General features: G+C 60.3%; 17 protein-coding genes. 12 read left to right on the forward strand and 5 right to left on the reverse strand.

Going from position 1 to position 15271, the window contains the following annotated elements; translation table 11 throughout:
• Positions 1–2 precede the first annotated feature (2 nt).
• Positions 3–998, reverse strand: a complete 996-nt coding sequence (locus JK202_RS03005; protein WP_211557952.1) for a Gfo/Idh/MocA family protein — start codon at positions 996–998, stop codon at positions 3–5.
• Between the two features lie 159 nt (positions 999–1157).
• On the opposite strand from JK202_RS03005, the gene secD reads away from it, so the two are divergent.
• Positions 1158–2699, forward strand: a complete 1542-nt coding sequence (gene secD, locus JK202_RS03010; protein ID WP_211558698.1) for a protein translocase subunit SecD — start codon at positions 1158–1160, stop codon at positions 2697–2699.
• 5 nt (positions 2700–2704) lie between these two features.
• Positions 2705–3643 carry a protein translocase subunit SecF gene (gene secF, locus JK202_RS03015; RefSeq protein WP_211557960.1) on the forward strand — a complete coding sequence of 313 codons (939 nt, stop codon included), beginning with the start codon at positions 2705–2707 and terminating at the stop codon, positions 3641–3643.
• A gap of 37 nt (positions 3644–3680) precedes the next feature.
• On the opposite strand, the gene JK202_RS03020 is transcribed toward secF, so the two are convergent.
• Positions 3681–4076: a hypothetical protein gene (locus JK202_RS03020; protein ID WP_211557962.1), complete on the reverse strand. Its 396-nt coding sequence runs from the start codon at positions 4074–4076 to the stop codon at positions 3681–3683.
• Positions 4076–4534, reverse strand: a complete 459-nt coding sequence (mscL, locus tag JK202_RS03025) for a large conductance mechanosensitive channel protein MscL (protein WP_211557964.1) — start codon at positions 4532–4534, stop codon at positions 4076–4078. Before mscL ends, JK202_RS03020 begins: the two co-directional genes overlap by 1 nt.
• A gap of 189 nt (positions 4535–4723) precedes the next feature.
• On the opposite strand from mscL, the gene rpmE reads away from it, so the two are divergent.
• The 6 genes from rpmE to JK202_RS03055 all read left to right on the forward strand — a co-directional run bounded on the left by rpmE (position 4724) and on the right by JK202_RS03055 (position 8326).
• Positions 4724–4951: a 50S ribosomal protein L31 gene (rpmE, locus tag JK202_RS03030; protein WP_211557972.1), complete on the forward strand. Its 228-nt coding sequence runs from the start codon at positions 4724–4726 to the stop codon at positions 4949–4951.
• 156 nt (positions 4952–5107) lie between these two features.
• Positions 5108–5566, forward strand: a complete 459-nt coding sequence (locus tag JK202_RS03035) for an Hsp20 family protein (protein WP_211557974.1) — start codon at positions 5108–5110, stop codon at positions 5564–5566.
• 211 nt (positions 5567–5777) lie between these two features.
• Positions 5778–6362 (forward strand): DUF1013 domain-containing protein, encoded by a 585-nt coding sequence (locus tag JK202_RS03040; RefSeq protein ID WP_211557976.1) that lies wholly within the window; start codon positions 5778–5780, stop codon positions 6360–6362.
• A 117-nt stretch (positions 6363–6479) separates the two neighbouring features.
• Positions 6480–6680 (forward strand): YdcH family protein, encoded by a 201-nt coding sequence (locus JK202_RS03045; protein WP_011253895.1) that lies wholly within the window; start codon positions 6480–6482, stop codon positions 6678–6680.
• Positions 6681–7205 carry a 5-(carboxyamino)imidazole ribonucleotide mutase gene (purE, locus tag JK202_RS03050; RefSeq protein ID WP_211557978.1) on the forward strand — a complete coding sequence of 175 codons (525 nt, stop codon included), beginning with the start codon at positions 6681–6683 and terminating at the stop codon, positions 7203–7205.
• Positions 7202–8326: a 5-(carboxyamino)imidazole ribonucleotide synthase gene (locus JK202_RS03055; RefSeq protein ID WP_211557981.1), complete on the forward strand. Its 1125-nt coding sequence runs from the start codon at positions 7202–7204 to the stop codon at positions 8324–8326. Before purE ends, JK202_RS03055 begins: the two co-directional genes overlap by 4 nt.
• A gap of 4 nt (positions 8327–8330) precedes the next feature.
• Here JK202_RS03055 and radC read toward each other — a convergent pair whose 3' ends face one another.
• A complete protein-coding gene (gene radC, locus JK202_RS03060) occupies positions 8331–9089 on the reverse strand; it encodes a DNA repair protein RadC (RefSeq protein WP_408872128.1) in 759 nt (252 codons plus the stop codon).
• Position 9090: 1 nt separating this feature from the next.
• Entirely contained in the window at positions 9091–9780 is a 690-nt protein-coding gene (locus JK202_RS03065) for a RadC family protein (protein WP_211557983.1), read from the reverse strand.
• A gap of 27 nt (positions 9781–9807) precedes the next feature.
• Between JK202_RS03065 and JK202_RS03070 the strand changes: the two genes are divergently transcribed.
• The 4 genes from JK202_RS03070 to JK202_RS03085 are packed head-to-tail and all read left to right on the forward strand — an operon-like array spanning position 9808 to position 15270.
• Positions 9808–12042 (forward strand): UvrD-helicase domain-containing protein, encoded by a 2235-nt coding sequence (locus JK202_RS03070; RefSeq protein ID WP_211557991.1) that lies wholly within the window; start codon positions 9808–9810, stop codon positions 12040–12042.
• Positions 12042–12947 carry a 50S ribosomal protein L11 methyltransferase gene (locus tag JK202_RS03075; protein WP_211558702.1) on the forward strand — a complete coding sequence of 302 codons (906 nt, stop codon included), beginning with the start codon at positions 12042–12044 and terminating at the stop codon, positions 12945–12947. Before JK202_RS03070 ends, JK202_RS03075 begins: the two co-directional genes overlap by 1 nt.
• A gap of 14 nt (positions 12948–12961) precedes the next feature.
• Positions 12962–13492 carry a GNAT family N-acetyltransferase gene (locus tag JK202_RS03080; protein WP_211557999.1) on the forward strand — a complete coding sequence of 177 codons (531 nt, stop codon included), beginning with the start codon at positions 12962–12964 and terminating at the stop codon, positions 13490–13492.
• Positions 13489–15270: an aminopeptidase P family protein gene (locus JK202_RS03085; RefSeq protein WP_211558001.1), complete on the forward strand. Its 1782-nt coding sequence runs from the start codon at positions 13489–13491 to the stop codon at positions 15268–15270. Before JK202_RS03080 ends, JK202_RS03085 begins: the two co-directional genes overlap by 4 nt.
• The last annotated feature ends 1 nt before the right edge of the window (position 15271 follow it).

Consider the following 15271-nt stretch of genomic DNA (forward strand, 5'->3'; position numbering starts at 1 on the left):
TCTTAGTTTCTTTCTGATGTGGGGATCAGGCCGGAAAGCTCCATGATCTTCCGGGAGCGGTGAATGCTGTCCGTCACCCTGATGGCAGCGTCCAGAGCCCTGATCCCCGCCTGGGCGTCGACCAGCACCGGGGCTCCATGAAGGCATGATGCGGCAAACGCTTCATGCTCGACAGCCAGATTGTCGTGATCTTTCCAGCTTATGGCCTCACGCCTGAAGCCGCCTGTACCCGGAAGCGGCATGCCCCGTTCACGTCCGATGAAACTCAGCTTGCGCTCCATAAAGTCGGCTGAGAGATATCCGTCCTGTGAGAAAAGCCGCATACGACGTTCTGTTTTCAGTGAAATCCGGCTTGCCGTGATGGCCGCTACACATCCGTTTTCAAACCGGACACGGGCATTGGCAATATCTTCATGTGCGCTTGAAACGGCAGCTCCCAACGCGTCGATTTCTGCAATCGGGCTGTCCACGATTGCCAGCACGAGGTCGAGATCATGGATCATCAGGTCCAGAATGACCGAGACGTCTGTCCCGCGCGGTTTGTATGGGGCAATGCGGGTTGCCTCGATATAGAGCGGTGCTTTGATCCGCTCGGTAATGGCTCTGTGCTCGGCGGAATAGCGCAGTAGATGACCGACCTGAAGGACTTTTCCGGTCTCTGTGGCCAGTTCAGCGAGGGCGTGCGCCTCGTCCAGTGTTGCGGCAATCGGCTTTTCGACCAGAACATGCCGTCCGGCCCTAAGGGCTTGGCTCGTCAGGGCAAAGTGATATTCCGCCGGGGCTGCGATGATGACTGCATCGACCTGATTCAGCAGATTTTCGTAACTTGTGGCAATTCCGCAACGAACTTCACCCGCCACGACCGCTGCGCGGGCTGGATCGGGGTCGTAAAGCGCAACAAGCTGTTCTATCGGATTTGCGGCGGACTTGAGGGCATGGAACCGTCCGAAATGGCCGGCTCCGACGATACCGATCCGAAGCTGTTGCGTTCTGTTCATGCAGACACGCTTATCAGCCAGCGCGTTTCCCGGAAAGGCAGTGAGGCCCCAAAGAGGCAAAAGGTTGCATCGGCATGGCGGAAACGGCATGGTCCCGGCCTGAAAATGATCTGAAAAACGATCTGTCCAAATCCGCCGAGGACGTCTCGACCTGATATGATGTATTACAGCCGGCTCAGACTGCTGGGCGTCGCAGGCATCTGCCTGATTGGCGTGCTCCTGTGTCTGCCCAATTTCCTGCGTTCCCCTGCACCGTCCATGCCCTGGCGGCAGATTCATCTGGGGCTCGATCTGCGGGGTGGGTCCTACCTTCTCCTTCAGCTTGACCTGAAGTCCCTTGAGCATGACCGCCTGCAGTCCCTGCAGGATCAGGCACGCCAGACCCTTCTGGATCATTCTCTGGGCTATCGGGATTTCGTCCGCGACGATGTGACCGCGAGCCTGAGCTTTGCGCCGCGTTCGGATGCCGAGCGCGATGCGGCTCTCAAGGCCATGCAGTCGCTGCCTCCTGTGGTGCCGAACGAATTCGCGACGTCTGAAAAGGATGGACGCATTGTCCTGACGCTTCAGCACGAAGCGATGCTGGCCCGTGCGCGTGAAGCCGTGGCACAGTCGATCGAGATCGTCCGTCGCCGTATTGATGCAACGGGCGCGATCGATCCGAGCATTGCGCGTGAAGGCGATGACCGGATTGTCGTCGAGCTTCCCGGTGTCAGCGATCCGGAGCGGATCAAGAGCCTGCTGGGTACGACGGCGCGTCTGACGTTCCGCCTGCTGGCGCCGAACCCGAGCGTTGCGAGCCCCGGCTCCACGATGCTGGAGGACGAAAGCGTTCATACGCAGGTGGCAGTTCAGGATCACGTCGATGTTGACGGAACAGACCTGACGAATGCCGGTGCGGTGATCGATCAGCAGAGCGGTGGCTGGGCCGTGACGTTCCAGCTCAACAGCGCTGGTGCGACCGCGTTTGCGAACGTGACGCGCGCCAATGTCGGCAAGCGTTTTGCGATCGTGCTGGATAACAAGGTCATCGAGGCGCCGAACATCATCAGTCCGATCACGGCTGGAAACGGCCAGATCACGGGTGGGTTTGATGCCCGGAGCGCCTCCGATCTTGCGCTTCTGCTCCGTGCCGGCGCACTTCCTGCTCCGCTGTCCGTCATGGAACAGCGGACGATTGGCCCGAGCCTCGGCGCTGCGTCCATTCATGCGGGTGTTATCAGCCTGCTGACCGGACTGCTTCTGGTCATCGTGTTCATGGTGCTGTTCTACGGGCGGTTCGGTCTGTATGCGGACGTCGCCCTGTTCGCGAACCTGATCCTGATGGTGGCGATCCTTTCGCTGTTCCAGGCAACACTGACCCTGCCAGGTATGGCGGGTATGCTGCTGACCCTGGGCATGGCTGTTGATGCCAACATCCTGATCAACGAGCGGATCCGCGAGGAAGTGAAGCGCGGCCGTGCCCCGCTTCAGGCCTTGCAGGCGGGCTTTGACCGTGCGACCGGCACCATCATCGACAGCAACGCCACGGCGTTTCTGGCGCATGTCATGCTGTTCGTGTTCGGAACCGGGCCGGTCCGCAACTTCGCCCTGACGATCACCATCGGTATCGTCACGACACTCTTCACGACCCTCCTGCTGTCACGCCTTCTGGTCGTGCGGTGGTACGCCCTCGCCCGTCCTAAAGAACTTCCGGTCTGATCGTCATGCTGTCACGTCCCCTTTTCCGTTTTGTCCGTGACGATCGGCGCATCAATTTCATGCGCGGCCGTCATATGGGGCTGATCGTTTCGGCGGTCCTCTCCATTGCTTCCGTCATTCTGTTCTTCCAGCCCGGTCTGAAGCTCGGGCTGGATTTCCGCGGTGGCATCATCGTGGAAGCCCAGACCCCCGGCCCTGCCGATTTCGGTAAGCTGCGCGCGGCACTGGATCATGCCGGGATTCATCCGGACGCCGTGCAGGCGTTCGGTTCGCCGCGTGATGTCCGCATTTCGATCAACGCGCCGGAGGGTGCGGATCGTGAGGCGCAGACCCAGAAGCTGGTCGATGGCGTCAAGAGCGCCATCTCGACGGCTGAACCCGGCACGCAGGTTCTTCGCGCCGATGCCGTAGGTGCTTCGGTGTCGTCCGAACTGTTCCGTGACGGCCTGCTGGCGCTGGGCTTCAGCCTTGCGATGATCCTGATCTATATCTGGGTTCGCTTCGAGCGCGAATTCGCCATCAGCGCGGTTGTGACGCTCATCCTCGATCTGACCAAGACGATCGGTTTTCTGGCCATCACGCGCTTTGAATTTGATCTGGTGATGGTCGCGGCCCTTCTCACGATCCTGGGCTATTCCACGAACGACAAGGTGGTCGTTTATGACCGGATCCGCGAGAACCTTCGCAAGTATCGCACGATGCCACTGCGCGAACTGCTGGACCTGTCCATCAACGAAACCCTGAACCGGACGCTCGGGACGTCCATGACGGTCTTTCTGGCGGCTCTGCCACTGGCCCTGTTCGGCGGCAGCACGCTGACCGGATTTGCGACGGTCATGCTGTTCGGGATTGTCGTGGGAACGTCCTCGTCCATCTTCATTGCAGCACCACTTCTGCTTCTCATGGGCGAGAAGCGGTTGCGCAAGGAGACGGATGCAGGCTGATCCGGCCTGCCCCCGGACACAAAAAAACCGGCGTCCCTCAGGGGAGCCGGTTTTTTTGTGTCTGCTCCGAAGGATCTGGAGGAGACGGTGGTGTTTTCTGGGGAAGATCCGCGAGAAGGCTGGAAAGCGCCTGATCGGCCTGACGATTGGCCGAAGAACTTTGCAGCTTCAAAGCATTTACCGTGGCCTGCTGCGCTGCCCTGTCCAGTGTGACCAGCCGCGTAAGCCCCTCAGGACCAATCTGGCCAGTCATGAGCGCGCCACGAGCCATGCCATGGGCGATCAGATATGCGTAGAGCCGGGAGTTTGGAGAGGGTGGCAGCCCTGTCATCGTAGGGCGTGCCACGCATCCCGCCAGAAAACCTCCCGCCACGAGCAGTGCTGTCGCAGAGCGCCACACGGTTGTGGGCAGAGAGGCTTTCCTGTCGCTCATCAGACGTTTTTCTGCGCCAGCAGGTCGCGGATCTCCGTGAGGAGAACTTCTTCCTTGGTCGGTGCCGGCGGAGCTGCAGGAGCAGCTTCCTGCTTGCGGCTCAGCTTGCTCAGGATACGCGTCAGCCAGAAGATGAAGAATGCGACAATCAGGAACTGGATCACGGCATTGAGAAAGACGCCGATGTTCACGGTCACTGCACCAGCCTTCTGGGCGTCGGCGAGCGTATCCTTCACAGGACCCTTAAGGGTGATGAACAGGTTCGAGAAATCAACGCCACCGGTAAGCAGGCCGATGAACGGCGTCAGGATATCCTTGACCGCACTGCCGACGATCGCGCTGAACGCTGCACCAATGACAACACCGACAGCGAGGTCGAGCACATTGCCGCGCATGATGAATTTCTGGAAATCATTGACCCAGCCTGGGGTATGCAGGGTGTGTTTGGTCTCGCTCATATCAAACCTTTCTTGGTATCCGTGAAATCACGGTCGCAGGCCTGACATCCGAGCCCGCATTCATTTCAAGGGATAAACGGACTCATATGATCCAGTAAAGGCCACTTTCATCCAGAAGCGCTTTCCGTTATATGCGCCTGATGATTCGCTCCGGTCGGCATCGGAGCTTTCTTTATGGAGTAGAAATTCATGAAATCCGGCATCCATCCTGACTACCACGAGATCACCGTCATCATGACCGACGGGACTGAATACAAGACTCACTCCTGCTACGGTCAGCCGGGCGCGACGCTGCGTCTCGACGTTGATCCGAAGTCCCATCCGGCCTGGACAGGCGTCCAGCGCATGATGGATACCGGGGGCCAGGTCGCAAAGTTCAACAAGCGCTTTGCAGGTATCGGTACGCGCACGAAGTAATTCGGCGCCCCTCCTGCCGTCTCCTCTTGAAGGCGGTCGGGTCGGAACCTATCTGGAGAATCAGCCACGATGCCGTTCGGGTCGTGGCTGATTTGACCATAGCATTTCGCCATATCGGGGAATGCGCCAGATGATTCCTGCCAGAAGGAGGTTTCAGTGACCTACGATTTTACACCGCTGTTCCGCAGCGCGATCGGTTTTGACCGACTTGCCACGATAGCTGGCAATGTTGCCAATGCTCAGGCAATCCCAAGCTACCCTCCCTACAATATCGAAAAAACCGGTGAGACGGACTACGTACTGACAATGGCTCTTGCGGGCTTCAAGCCTGAAGATGTGGACGTTGTTCAAGAAAACAACACGCTTGTCGTGCGCGGCAGCGTTCCTGAAAACACTCGTGACCGGGACTGGCTGCATCGCGGCATCGCCACGCGGGCGTTCGAGCGTCGTTTCATGTTGGCCGACCATACGGAAATTGACCAGGCGGATCTAGTGAATGGCCTGTTGTCCATCGTGGTCCGTCAGGTCGTGCCAGAGGCCTCCCGGCCACGTCATATTCCGGTTCGCAATGGAACAGGGCACGCAGCCCCATCTGGAGCCGTATACGCGGCGTAAGCTCAGGAACGGGTGTGCTTTAAAAGCAGGCCCGTTCCTTTTTGGTGCTTGACCATCGCGGCTTTGGTGGCCCATACCCATCTCCATTATCGCAGAGCATCCAGCAGGTGCCGCGATCATATCCCGGGCGGGATCAGTTCCTCGCCGGATACGCCTGATCGGTGCCTGCGGAAGCTGGCTCCATCCGTGTCCCAGCAAGGAACGCATCGACATGACCCTGCCTTTGATGCCCAAGGCGACGGCCGTCTGGCTGATCGAAAAAACCGGTCTCACCTTCACCCAGATCGCAGAATTCTGTGGCATGCACCCGCTTGAAGTCCAGGCGATTGCTGATGGTGAAGTCGCGGCCGGAATCAACGGCTACGATCCGGTCAAGAACCATCAGCTTGCCGACGCCGAAATCAAGCGCTGCGAAAAAGACACCAACGCACGCCTGAAGATCATGCCGACGGCCAGCCCCGTGAAGCGTCGTGCCAAGGGCGCGCGCTATACGCCTGTTGCCAAGCGCAATGACCGCCCCGATGCCATTGCCTTCGTCCTGCGTCAGTTTCCGCAACTGTCCGAAGCCCAGATCGTCAAGCTGCTCGGCACGACCAAGGACACCATCACCAAGGTCCGTGATCGCCAGCATTGGAACAGCGCCAATATCAAGCCGCGTGATCCCGTGATCCTCGGGCTGTGCACCCAGACCGACCTGCATGCAGCCGTTACGTCTGCCAATGACCGTCTGGCCCGTGAAGGCCATGCCCTTCCGGTCGTTGAAGCCTATGTGCCGGACAGCGACAGTCACGCCTGATCCGGATGAATGCCTGACGGGTACTGGTCCGGTGCCCTTCAGGCATGATACTGCATGGTAATAGTGGAAAGAATCAGTCTTTCCACGATGCCTGACTGTTCTCCGGGACCGGATGCCATGATGACTGACGACAATGCCATGCTGAAACGTCTGCACGAACTGCGCAGCGAGCATCGCGATCTGGATACCGTCATCGAGCGTCTCGTCCATCATCCCCTCAACCAGCTTCAGCTTCAGCGTCTCAAAAAGCGCAAGCTTCAGCTTAAAGATGAGATTTCGTGGATCGAGACCCGTCTCATCCCGGATAATATTGCCTGAATGAGCCAGATCCTCTCCGCCGACGAAACCCTTCAGGGCGATGCGCCGATCCGTGTCGGCGTGATCATGGGAAGCCAGTCTGACTGGGACACCATGCGTCATGCCTGCGAAATTCTCGACGATCTGGGCATTGCCCATGAGAAGCGGATCGTCTCGGCACACCGTACGCCGGACCGTCTGGTAGAATATGCCAAGACGGCGCGCCGACGCGGCCTGCATGTCATTATTGCAGGCGCTGGTGGAGCAGCCCATCTTCCGGGCATGTGCTCGGCCTGGACGAGCATTCCCGTTTTGGGTGTTCCCGTTCAGAGTCGGGCGCTGAACGGTCAGGACAGCCTTCTTTCCATCGTACAGATGCCGGGTGGCGTCCCTGTGGGAACGCTGGCGATCGGCAAGGCCGGTGCGATCAACGCGGGTCTTCTGGCGGCATCGATCCTTTCCGTTTCCGATGGGCAGGTGATGGCGCGTCTGGACGCTTGGCGCGCAACGCAGACGGCTGCCGTTGCGGATGTTCCGGTCGAATGAACACTCAGGATGTTTTTGCTCCCGGCTGTACGATCGGGATCATCGGCGGCGGCCAGCTTGGCCGCATGTCTGCCGTAGCTGCATCGAAGCTTGGCTATCACGTGCATGTTCTGAGCCCGGAATTTCCGAGCCCGGCCACGGAAGTCGCGGCATCCGTTACCATCGGTGCCTATGACGATCCGGCGGTTCTGGAGGATTTCGCCTCACGCTGTGATGTGGTGACGTTTGAATTCGAAAATATCAGCGCTGAAGGTCTGGCGCTGCTTGAGAAGCACCGGCCTGTGCGCCCCGCGGGCGAAATCCTGCGTATCAGTCAGGACCGGATTGCGGAAAAGACGCGCCTGTCTGAAATCGGCGTCAGCCTTGCTCCCTGGCATGCGGTCAATGGTCCCGAAGATCTGCCTGCGCTTGAGGCGCTGGGCTTCCCGCTGATTCTCAAGACGACGCGCTTTGGCTATGATGGCAAGGGCCAGTTCCGCGTGCCGGATGCCGAGGCCCTCGCCGCTCTGGAAGATCTGCCCTACCCGCTTGTTGCGGAGAAGATGGTCGATTTCGAGCGTGAGCTCAGCGTGATGGTTGTGCGGGGTCTGGATGGTGCCGTGCGGTGTTTCGATACGGTTGAAAACCGTCACCGGAACGGCATTCTGGACGTAACGCTCGCACCTGCACACGTCATGCCCGATATTGCCCGGCAGGCTCAGGATATGGCAGCCCGGATTGCCGAAGCGCTGGATCTGGTCGGGATCATGGGCGTTGAGATGTTCCATGTGGCTGATGGCAGCCTCATGGTGAACGAAATTGCCCCTCGCCCGCATAATTCCGGTCACTGGACCATGGATGCGTGTCTGGTAGATCAGTTCGAGATGCATGTGCGGGCTGTTGCAGGTCTGCCGCTGCCTCCGGCACGGCGGCATTCCGATGCGGTCATGCACAATCTGATCGGTCCAGAAGACATGGCCCGCGTCCCGGCCATTCTCGCGACAGACGGGGCGTCGCTCCATCTTTATGGCAAGTCGGAAGCGCGTGAAGGCCGGAAGATGGGGCATGTAAACACCATTGTCCCGCGTGGCGCCCTTCCCGGCGAACTGGCCCTCGAAGGGCTTCTTCCGCCCCGCGGCTGAAGCCTCAGAGCAGGTTGCTACGGCGAAAGCTGGTGTGGCGGCCGTTGCCGATGATGAAATGGTCTGCGATCGTGACCCCGACCACGTCGAGGGCCGCCTGAACCTGCATGGTCATCTGAAGATCGGCTTCTGACGGCGTGGGATCCCCACTGGGATGGTTGTGAACCAGAACCAGCGCGCTCGCACCGATTTCCACGGCACGTCTGGCGACTTCCCGGGGATAGACGGGCGTGTGATTGACCGTGCCCCGGGCCTGGGCTTCGTCCGCAATCAGGCTGTTCTTTTCATTGAGAAACAGGATGCGGAACTGCTCGATGTTTTCCCGTGCCAGTCGGGCGGTCAGGTAATCGAGAAGTTTCTGTTCGTTATCGAGAACATCCTCGGGAGGCAGGCGCGCCCGGTTGTAGCGGAGCGCTGCCTCTTGAAGAACGCGGATCATGGGCACCATATGCGCGCCCATATTGGTGATACTCTCAAGCTCCCGGTCCGTGGCGGAGAGGACGGCAGCCAGTGATCCGAAACGGGCATGCAGACTATGCGAAAGCGCGACGCTGCCCGCCTCACGGCCGGTAAACAGGACCGTCATGAGATGCAGAAGAGTTTCGTCATCAAGATGGCGCCCCCGGCCTGTCAGAAGGGCAAGCAGCGGTTCCATCGCGCCGGGAGGCGCCTCGGTCAGCGTCGCGATCTGTCGCAGATCGGCCGAGGACAGGCCCGTCATGCCATCCGAAAATCCAGTCGTTCCGGTATCCGTATCCTGCATCTTACAGAAGGCCTCCCTGACGCAGGCTGGATGGTGGCCCCTCTCCTGTCACCAGCACATCGTGGAGCGTGATGGACAGGGGGCGCATTGCAAAATCCAGTTGCCGGGCCGCCTGGGAGAGTTCTGCAGGGCTTTGTGCCGGGCGTACATAGAAACCGATCAGCGCCGTAGCATGCAGGGCAAGTGCCCGAATGGCAATGGCGCGGTTGCCTGCGGTCACTGTTTCGGCGTCAGGCGCGACTTCATCAGCCAGAAGCCGGTTACGGTTGTCGAGATACAGCAGGCGGAACTGCCCGGAGATGCCTCCCTCAAGCGCCTGATCGAGATACGTCACAAGCTGGTCCCAGTTGCTGAGCGTCGGACGTTCACGCTGCTCTGAAGATGCCAGCCGTTCCGCGGCAACGCCCGGAAGCCGAAGCACGCGGATGGCGTCGTCTTTTAGTCCTGCAGACCGTAATGCCTGCGTAGGCGCACGAAACACCTTCACCAGACTGCCGAAATGGCCGATCAGTCCTTTGGCGAGCGGCTTCGTATCCTTGCGCGGCACGCCTGCAAAAAGAAGCATTTCCAGAATTTCATAGTCCGCCAGAGTGCTGGCGCCATTGTTCAGCACGCGCGCGCGCATTCTGGCCCGGTGTCCCTGAGGGCCTGTGCCGCGTGTCAGATCGATCCGGGGATAGGTGTTGGCCATGACGGTATCTCACTCTATATCGGGAGGGTGCCGCAAGACCTCTCTTTCCCCCCGCCCGCCTCGACGCCCGAGTATCTCTCCCGCCTCAATCCGGAGCAGAGACGCGCCATCGAGATAACCGAGGGCCCGCTCCTCATTCTGGCCGGCGCCGGAACAGGCAAGACGCGCGTCCTGACGACGCGGTTTGCGCATATCCTCCTCACCGGGCGCGCCTATCCAAGCCAGATTCTGGCCGTGACCTTCACGAACAAGGCCGCGCGCGAAATGCGCGAACGTGTCAGCGCGATTCTGGGGGAACCCGCCGAAGGTCTGTGGCTCGGAACATTTCACGCGATCTGCGCGCGGATGCTGCGGCGTCATGCGGAATATGTCGGCCTGACGAGCAGCTTTAACATCCTTGATACGGATGATCAGATCCGGCTGCTCAAGCAGGTCATGGACCCGTGGAAGATCGACACCAAACGCTGGCCGCCGAACCAGCTCATGGGTATCATCCAGCGCTGGAAGGATCGCGGCCTGACGCCGGACCGGGTGACGCCCGCGGAAGATTCCGATTTTGCGAATGGTCATGCGCTAGCGATTTATCGGGCGTATCAGGCGCGCCTGATTGCACTGAACACCTGCGATTTCGGTGATCTGATGCTGCATGTGACGGAGATCCTGCGCAACCAGCCCAATGTGCTGGCGCAGTATCACCGGAGTTTCCGCTACATCCTTGTGGACGAATATCAGGACACGAATACCGTTCAGTATTTGTGGCTGCGTCTGCTGGCCAAACGCGAGCATGGACCGTCCAACATCGCCTGCGTGGGGGATGACGATCAGTCCATCTACTCCTGGCGTGGGGCTGAAGTTGAAAACATTCTCCGATTCGAGAAGGATTTTCCCGGCGCGGAGGTGGTGCGTCTGGAGCGCAATTACCGGTCGACAGCGCAGATTCTCGCGGCGGCTGCCGGGCTGATCGCCCATAACGAGGGAAGGCTCGGCAAGACGCTGCGGCCGGGGCGTGAAGACGCGGACGGTGAGAAGGTCCAGATCATCGGCGTTCGCGATTCGGATGAGGAAGCGCGGATCGTGAGCGGCGCCATTGAGCGCCTGCGCGGGGACGGGCATCCGCTGTCGGAAATCGCCATCCTGATGCGGGCCGGATTTCAGACGCGGCCGTTTGAAGAGCGCCTGATGCTGATTGGTATCCCCTACCGCGTCGTGGGCGGCCTGCGTTTTTACGAGCGTTCCGAAATCCGGGACTGTCTGGCTTATCTGCGGGTGCTGTCGCAGCCTGCGGATGATCTGGCGTTCGAGCGGATCATCAATGTGCCAAAGCGTGGCGTGGGTTCCGTGGCGGTGCAGAAGCTGCACGCACAGGCGCGCGCCCTCCCCGGCCCGCTGACGGCGGCTGTGAGCTGGCAGCTTCAGGAAGGACTGCTCAAGGGTAAGTCGAAGGAAGCGCTGGACGTGCTGATGGGGGCGTTCCATCACGCGAAGACAACGCTTGAAACCGAAGGCCATGTCGTTGCGGCTGAGCAGCTTCTTGAAGACAGCGGCTATCTTCAGATGTGGCGCGATGACCGCTCCGTCGAGGCGCCGGGGCGTCTGGATAACATTCGTGAGCTTCTGCGCGCGATTGGCGAATTCGGAACGCTTCAGGGTTTTCTGGAGCATGTCGCGCTCGTCATGGATACCGAGAGCGAGACGTCCGACGACAAGGTCAGCCTCATGACGCTGCACGGCGCCAAGGGACTGGAGTTCGACACCGTATTCCTTCCGGGCTGGGAAGAAGGCGTGTTCCCCTCCCAGCGCTCGCTTGACGAGGGTGGAAACCGGGCGCTGGAGGAAGAGCGGCGGCTGGCCTATGTGGGGCTGACGCGGGCGCGCCGTCGGGCGATCGTGCTGCATGCGGCCAGTCGGCGGATCTATGCGAACTGGCAGTCCTCGATGCCGAGCCGTTTTATTGAAGAAATCCCGTCCGAGCATGTGCAACTGAATGGTCAGGCGTTCGAAACGCGGCGTCAGGCTGCTGCGGCACCGTCCATGTTCGCGTCCGGCCCCTTGACCAGCACGCGCCCGTCAGGGTTCCGCGCTCCACGCCCGAAAATTCATGACGTGAAACCGGAGCCGACTGTCGCGATCGGGGCGACGGTCTTTCATCATAAATTCGGCGAAGGCACCGTCATCGGTGCTGATGGGCCGCAGTTGCACATCAATTTTGAAAACGCTGGCGTCAAGCGCGTCATGTCAAACTTTGTGGAGATCAGATCGTGATGGCACCCCGCAGCATTGGCCGTCGCCATGCCAGTGCGCTCGAAACCCTGTCCATCACGGTTGAAGAGCCCTTCGTTCCCCTGTTCGAGCAGGCGCTGATGTGCGCCTGCGAAACGGTCGGCATCTTCGAGGCCGATGACGCGCAGAAATACTGGCGTGTAGAAGGCGTGAAGGACACGGGTTTCAAGGAAGACGAGCTCGAAAATGCTCTGGCGGTTGCACGGATGCTGACCGGTTGTGACGCCGAGCTCGAGCGCACCCCGACCGAATCTGAAGGCTGGCTGGCCCGGACCTACGAATCCTTTCCGCAGCAGAATGTTGGCAAGCGTTTTGCCATTCGTGGCACCCATCTGCATGGCGCGCCGGATCAGTCCCGCCTGACGATCACGCTGGACGCCGGAATCGCGTTCGGGTCGGGCGAGCATGGTTCGACGCGGGGATGTCTGCGAGCGCTGGAAATGGTCGCGTATCGCAAGCCGCAGCGTATTCTGGATATGGGCTGTGGGTCCGGCATTCTGGCGATGGCCGCGGCGAAGCTGCTGCATCGTCCTGTTCTGGCCGTTGATATCGAGCCCTGGTCCGTGCGGACGGCAAAGCTCAATGCGCGGCTGAATGGTCAGGGCAATCTGCTGGATTGCCGTTTTGGGAATGGCTGGCAGACCGAAGCCGTGCGGGCCAAGGCGCCGTATGATCTGGTTTTTGCCAATATTCTCGCCCGCCCGCTTTGCCGGATGGCGCAGTCTCTGGCGATCAATCTGGCGCCGAACGGAACGGCCATTCTCGCGGGTCTGCTGTACAGTCAGGCGCGGATGGTGCTGGCTGCACACCAGCGTCAGGGCCTTGTGCTGGAGCGAATCCTGCGTGAGGGCGACTGGGCAACACTGATCCTGCGCCGTCGCGGCTGATGGGGACGCCGGAAATGCTGCCCCTGATTCGCAAGGCCAGCGCTGACGATCTTCCGGCCATCCTGCGTATCACCAATGACGCCATCGAAAACACCGATGCGCTCTGGATTACCACGCCCTTTACGCTGGATCAGCGGCGTCAGTGGTTCGAAGACAGGCTGGCGCAAGGCTACCCCGTGCTTGTCGCGCTCGATCCGGCTGGTGCTGTTGCCGGATATGGCTCCTACGGGGCTTTCAGGAGCTTTGAAGGCTATGCCCGTACGGTTGAGCACTCGGTGTATGTTTCGCCTGATCATCAGCGTCGGGGCATTGGCCGTCAGCTTCTGACAGCCCTGATCGACCACGCGAAAGGCGCGGGCTTTCATGTCATGGTCGCCGGGATTACGGCTGACAATGCTGCTTCCGTCGCAATGCACCATGAGTTCGGTTTCCGGAACTGTGGCACGCTCCCGCAAGTCGGTCGCAAGCGCGAGCGCTGGCTGGATCTGCTGTTCATGACGCTCTGCCTCGACGATATTTCTTCTGTGGAAAAGGACTTTTCATGACCCTGTCCTCCCTCCCGCTCAATGAGCGCCCTGCCCTCGTCCGCGCAGCCTGCAAGGCGCTGCGTGTGGACGGTTTCATCATTCCGCGCGGTGACGAATATCTCGGCGAATATGTCGCACCCTGTGCGGAACGTCTGGCCTGGCTGACGGGCTTTACCGGAAGTGCCGGTCTGGCGGCGATCCTGCCGGACGTCGCCGCAGTATTTTCCGACGGGCGCTACACGGTGCAGATGGAAGAGCAGGTTCCACATGATCTGTGGGAGCGTCGCCATGTTTCTCTGGAACCGCTGTCCGACTGGCTGGCAGAGCAAGCGAAGGGACTCAGGATCGGCTATGATCCGCGTCTGGTCAGCCAGTCCATGCTGGCTTCTTGGCAGACGCCGGGCGTCGAGCTTGTTCCGCTGTTCCACAATCCCATCGATCAGGCCTGGACCGATCGTCCGGCCGCTCCAGCCGGTCCGGTGCTGCCTCAGGTATTGGAGTTTTCCGGCGAAAGCAGTGCGGAGAAGCGCCAGCGTCTAGGTAATGCTCTGCGCAAGGCCGGGCAGGATGCGGCAGTCATCGCGGACTGCACGTCGCTGGCATGGTTGCTGAACATCCGGGGTAGTGACGTGCCCCTCACTCCCGTCGCGCATGGCTATGCGATCCTGCATGCCGACGGAACGACTGAATGGTTCGTCTCGGCAGATCGGCTAGCGGACGGTGTGACGAATGTCTGTGGGAGTGGCGTGACGGTTCATGCCCCTGCGGATCTGGCGAATCGCCTCGCGGCCCTCAAGGGCAGAACGGTGCGCGTAGATCCTGTTTCGACGGCCGTGTGGTTCGACACCACGCTTCGTGCCGCGGGTGTGACGGTCGTGGACGGTACGGATCCCTGCATGCTTCCCAAGGCGATCAAGAACAGGACCGAACAGGAGGGCGCGCGACAGGCGCATGCCCATGATGGCGTGGCGATGGCCCGCTTCCTGTATTCCCTGACGGTCTCGGGAGTTGGCCAGCACGAGACGGATCTCGTCACCCAGCTGGATGGTTTGCGTGCCCGCTCCAGTGACTATCGGGAGCAGAGCTTTGATGCGATTTCCGCCGTTGGTCCGAACGGCGCATTTCCTCATTACCGGGCGCAGGTCGGCCATGACCGCGTGCTGGAAGCCGGAAGCGTCTATCTGATCGACAGTGGCGGCCAGTATCCGTTCGGCACGACTGACATCACCCGCACGCTCTGGGTGGGGGATCAGGAACCGCCGGCTAATGTCCGCGAGGCGTTCACGCGTGTTCTGAAGGGCAATATTGCCCTCTCCCGCATCCGATTCCCGCCCGGCACGACCGGACACCGGCTGGACGTGCTGGCGCGTGCGGCTTTGTGGCAGGTCGGTATGGATTACGACCATGGGACAGGACATGGCATCGGAAGCTATCTGTCCGTTCATGAAGGGCCGCAGAATATTTCCCCGGCGCCCCGTCCTGTCGCACTTGAAGCGGGTATGATCGTTTCCAACGAACCGGGCTATTATGAGCCCGGGCAGTACGGCATCCGGATCGAGAACCTGATGCTGGTGCGTCCTTCCTCCTTCAAAGGCAGTAAGGGCACATTCCTGGAGTTCGAGATCCTCAGCTACACGCCGATCGATCACAGGCTGATTGATGTGGCGCTTTTAAATGATGCCGAGCTGAACTGGTTGAATGCCTATCATGCCGAGGTTCAGGCGCGGGTTGCACCGCATGTCGAAGCGGAGGTTGCACAGTGGCTGGCCAAGGTCTGCAAACCGCTCGTTCGGTAAA

Source organism: Gluconobacter sp. Dm-62 (assembly GCF_018256155.1).
Lineage (GTDB): Bacteria > Pseudomonadota > Alphaproteobacteria > Acetobacterales > Acetobacteraceae > Gluconobacter.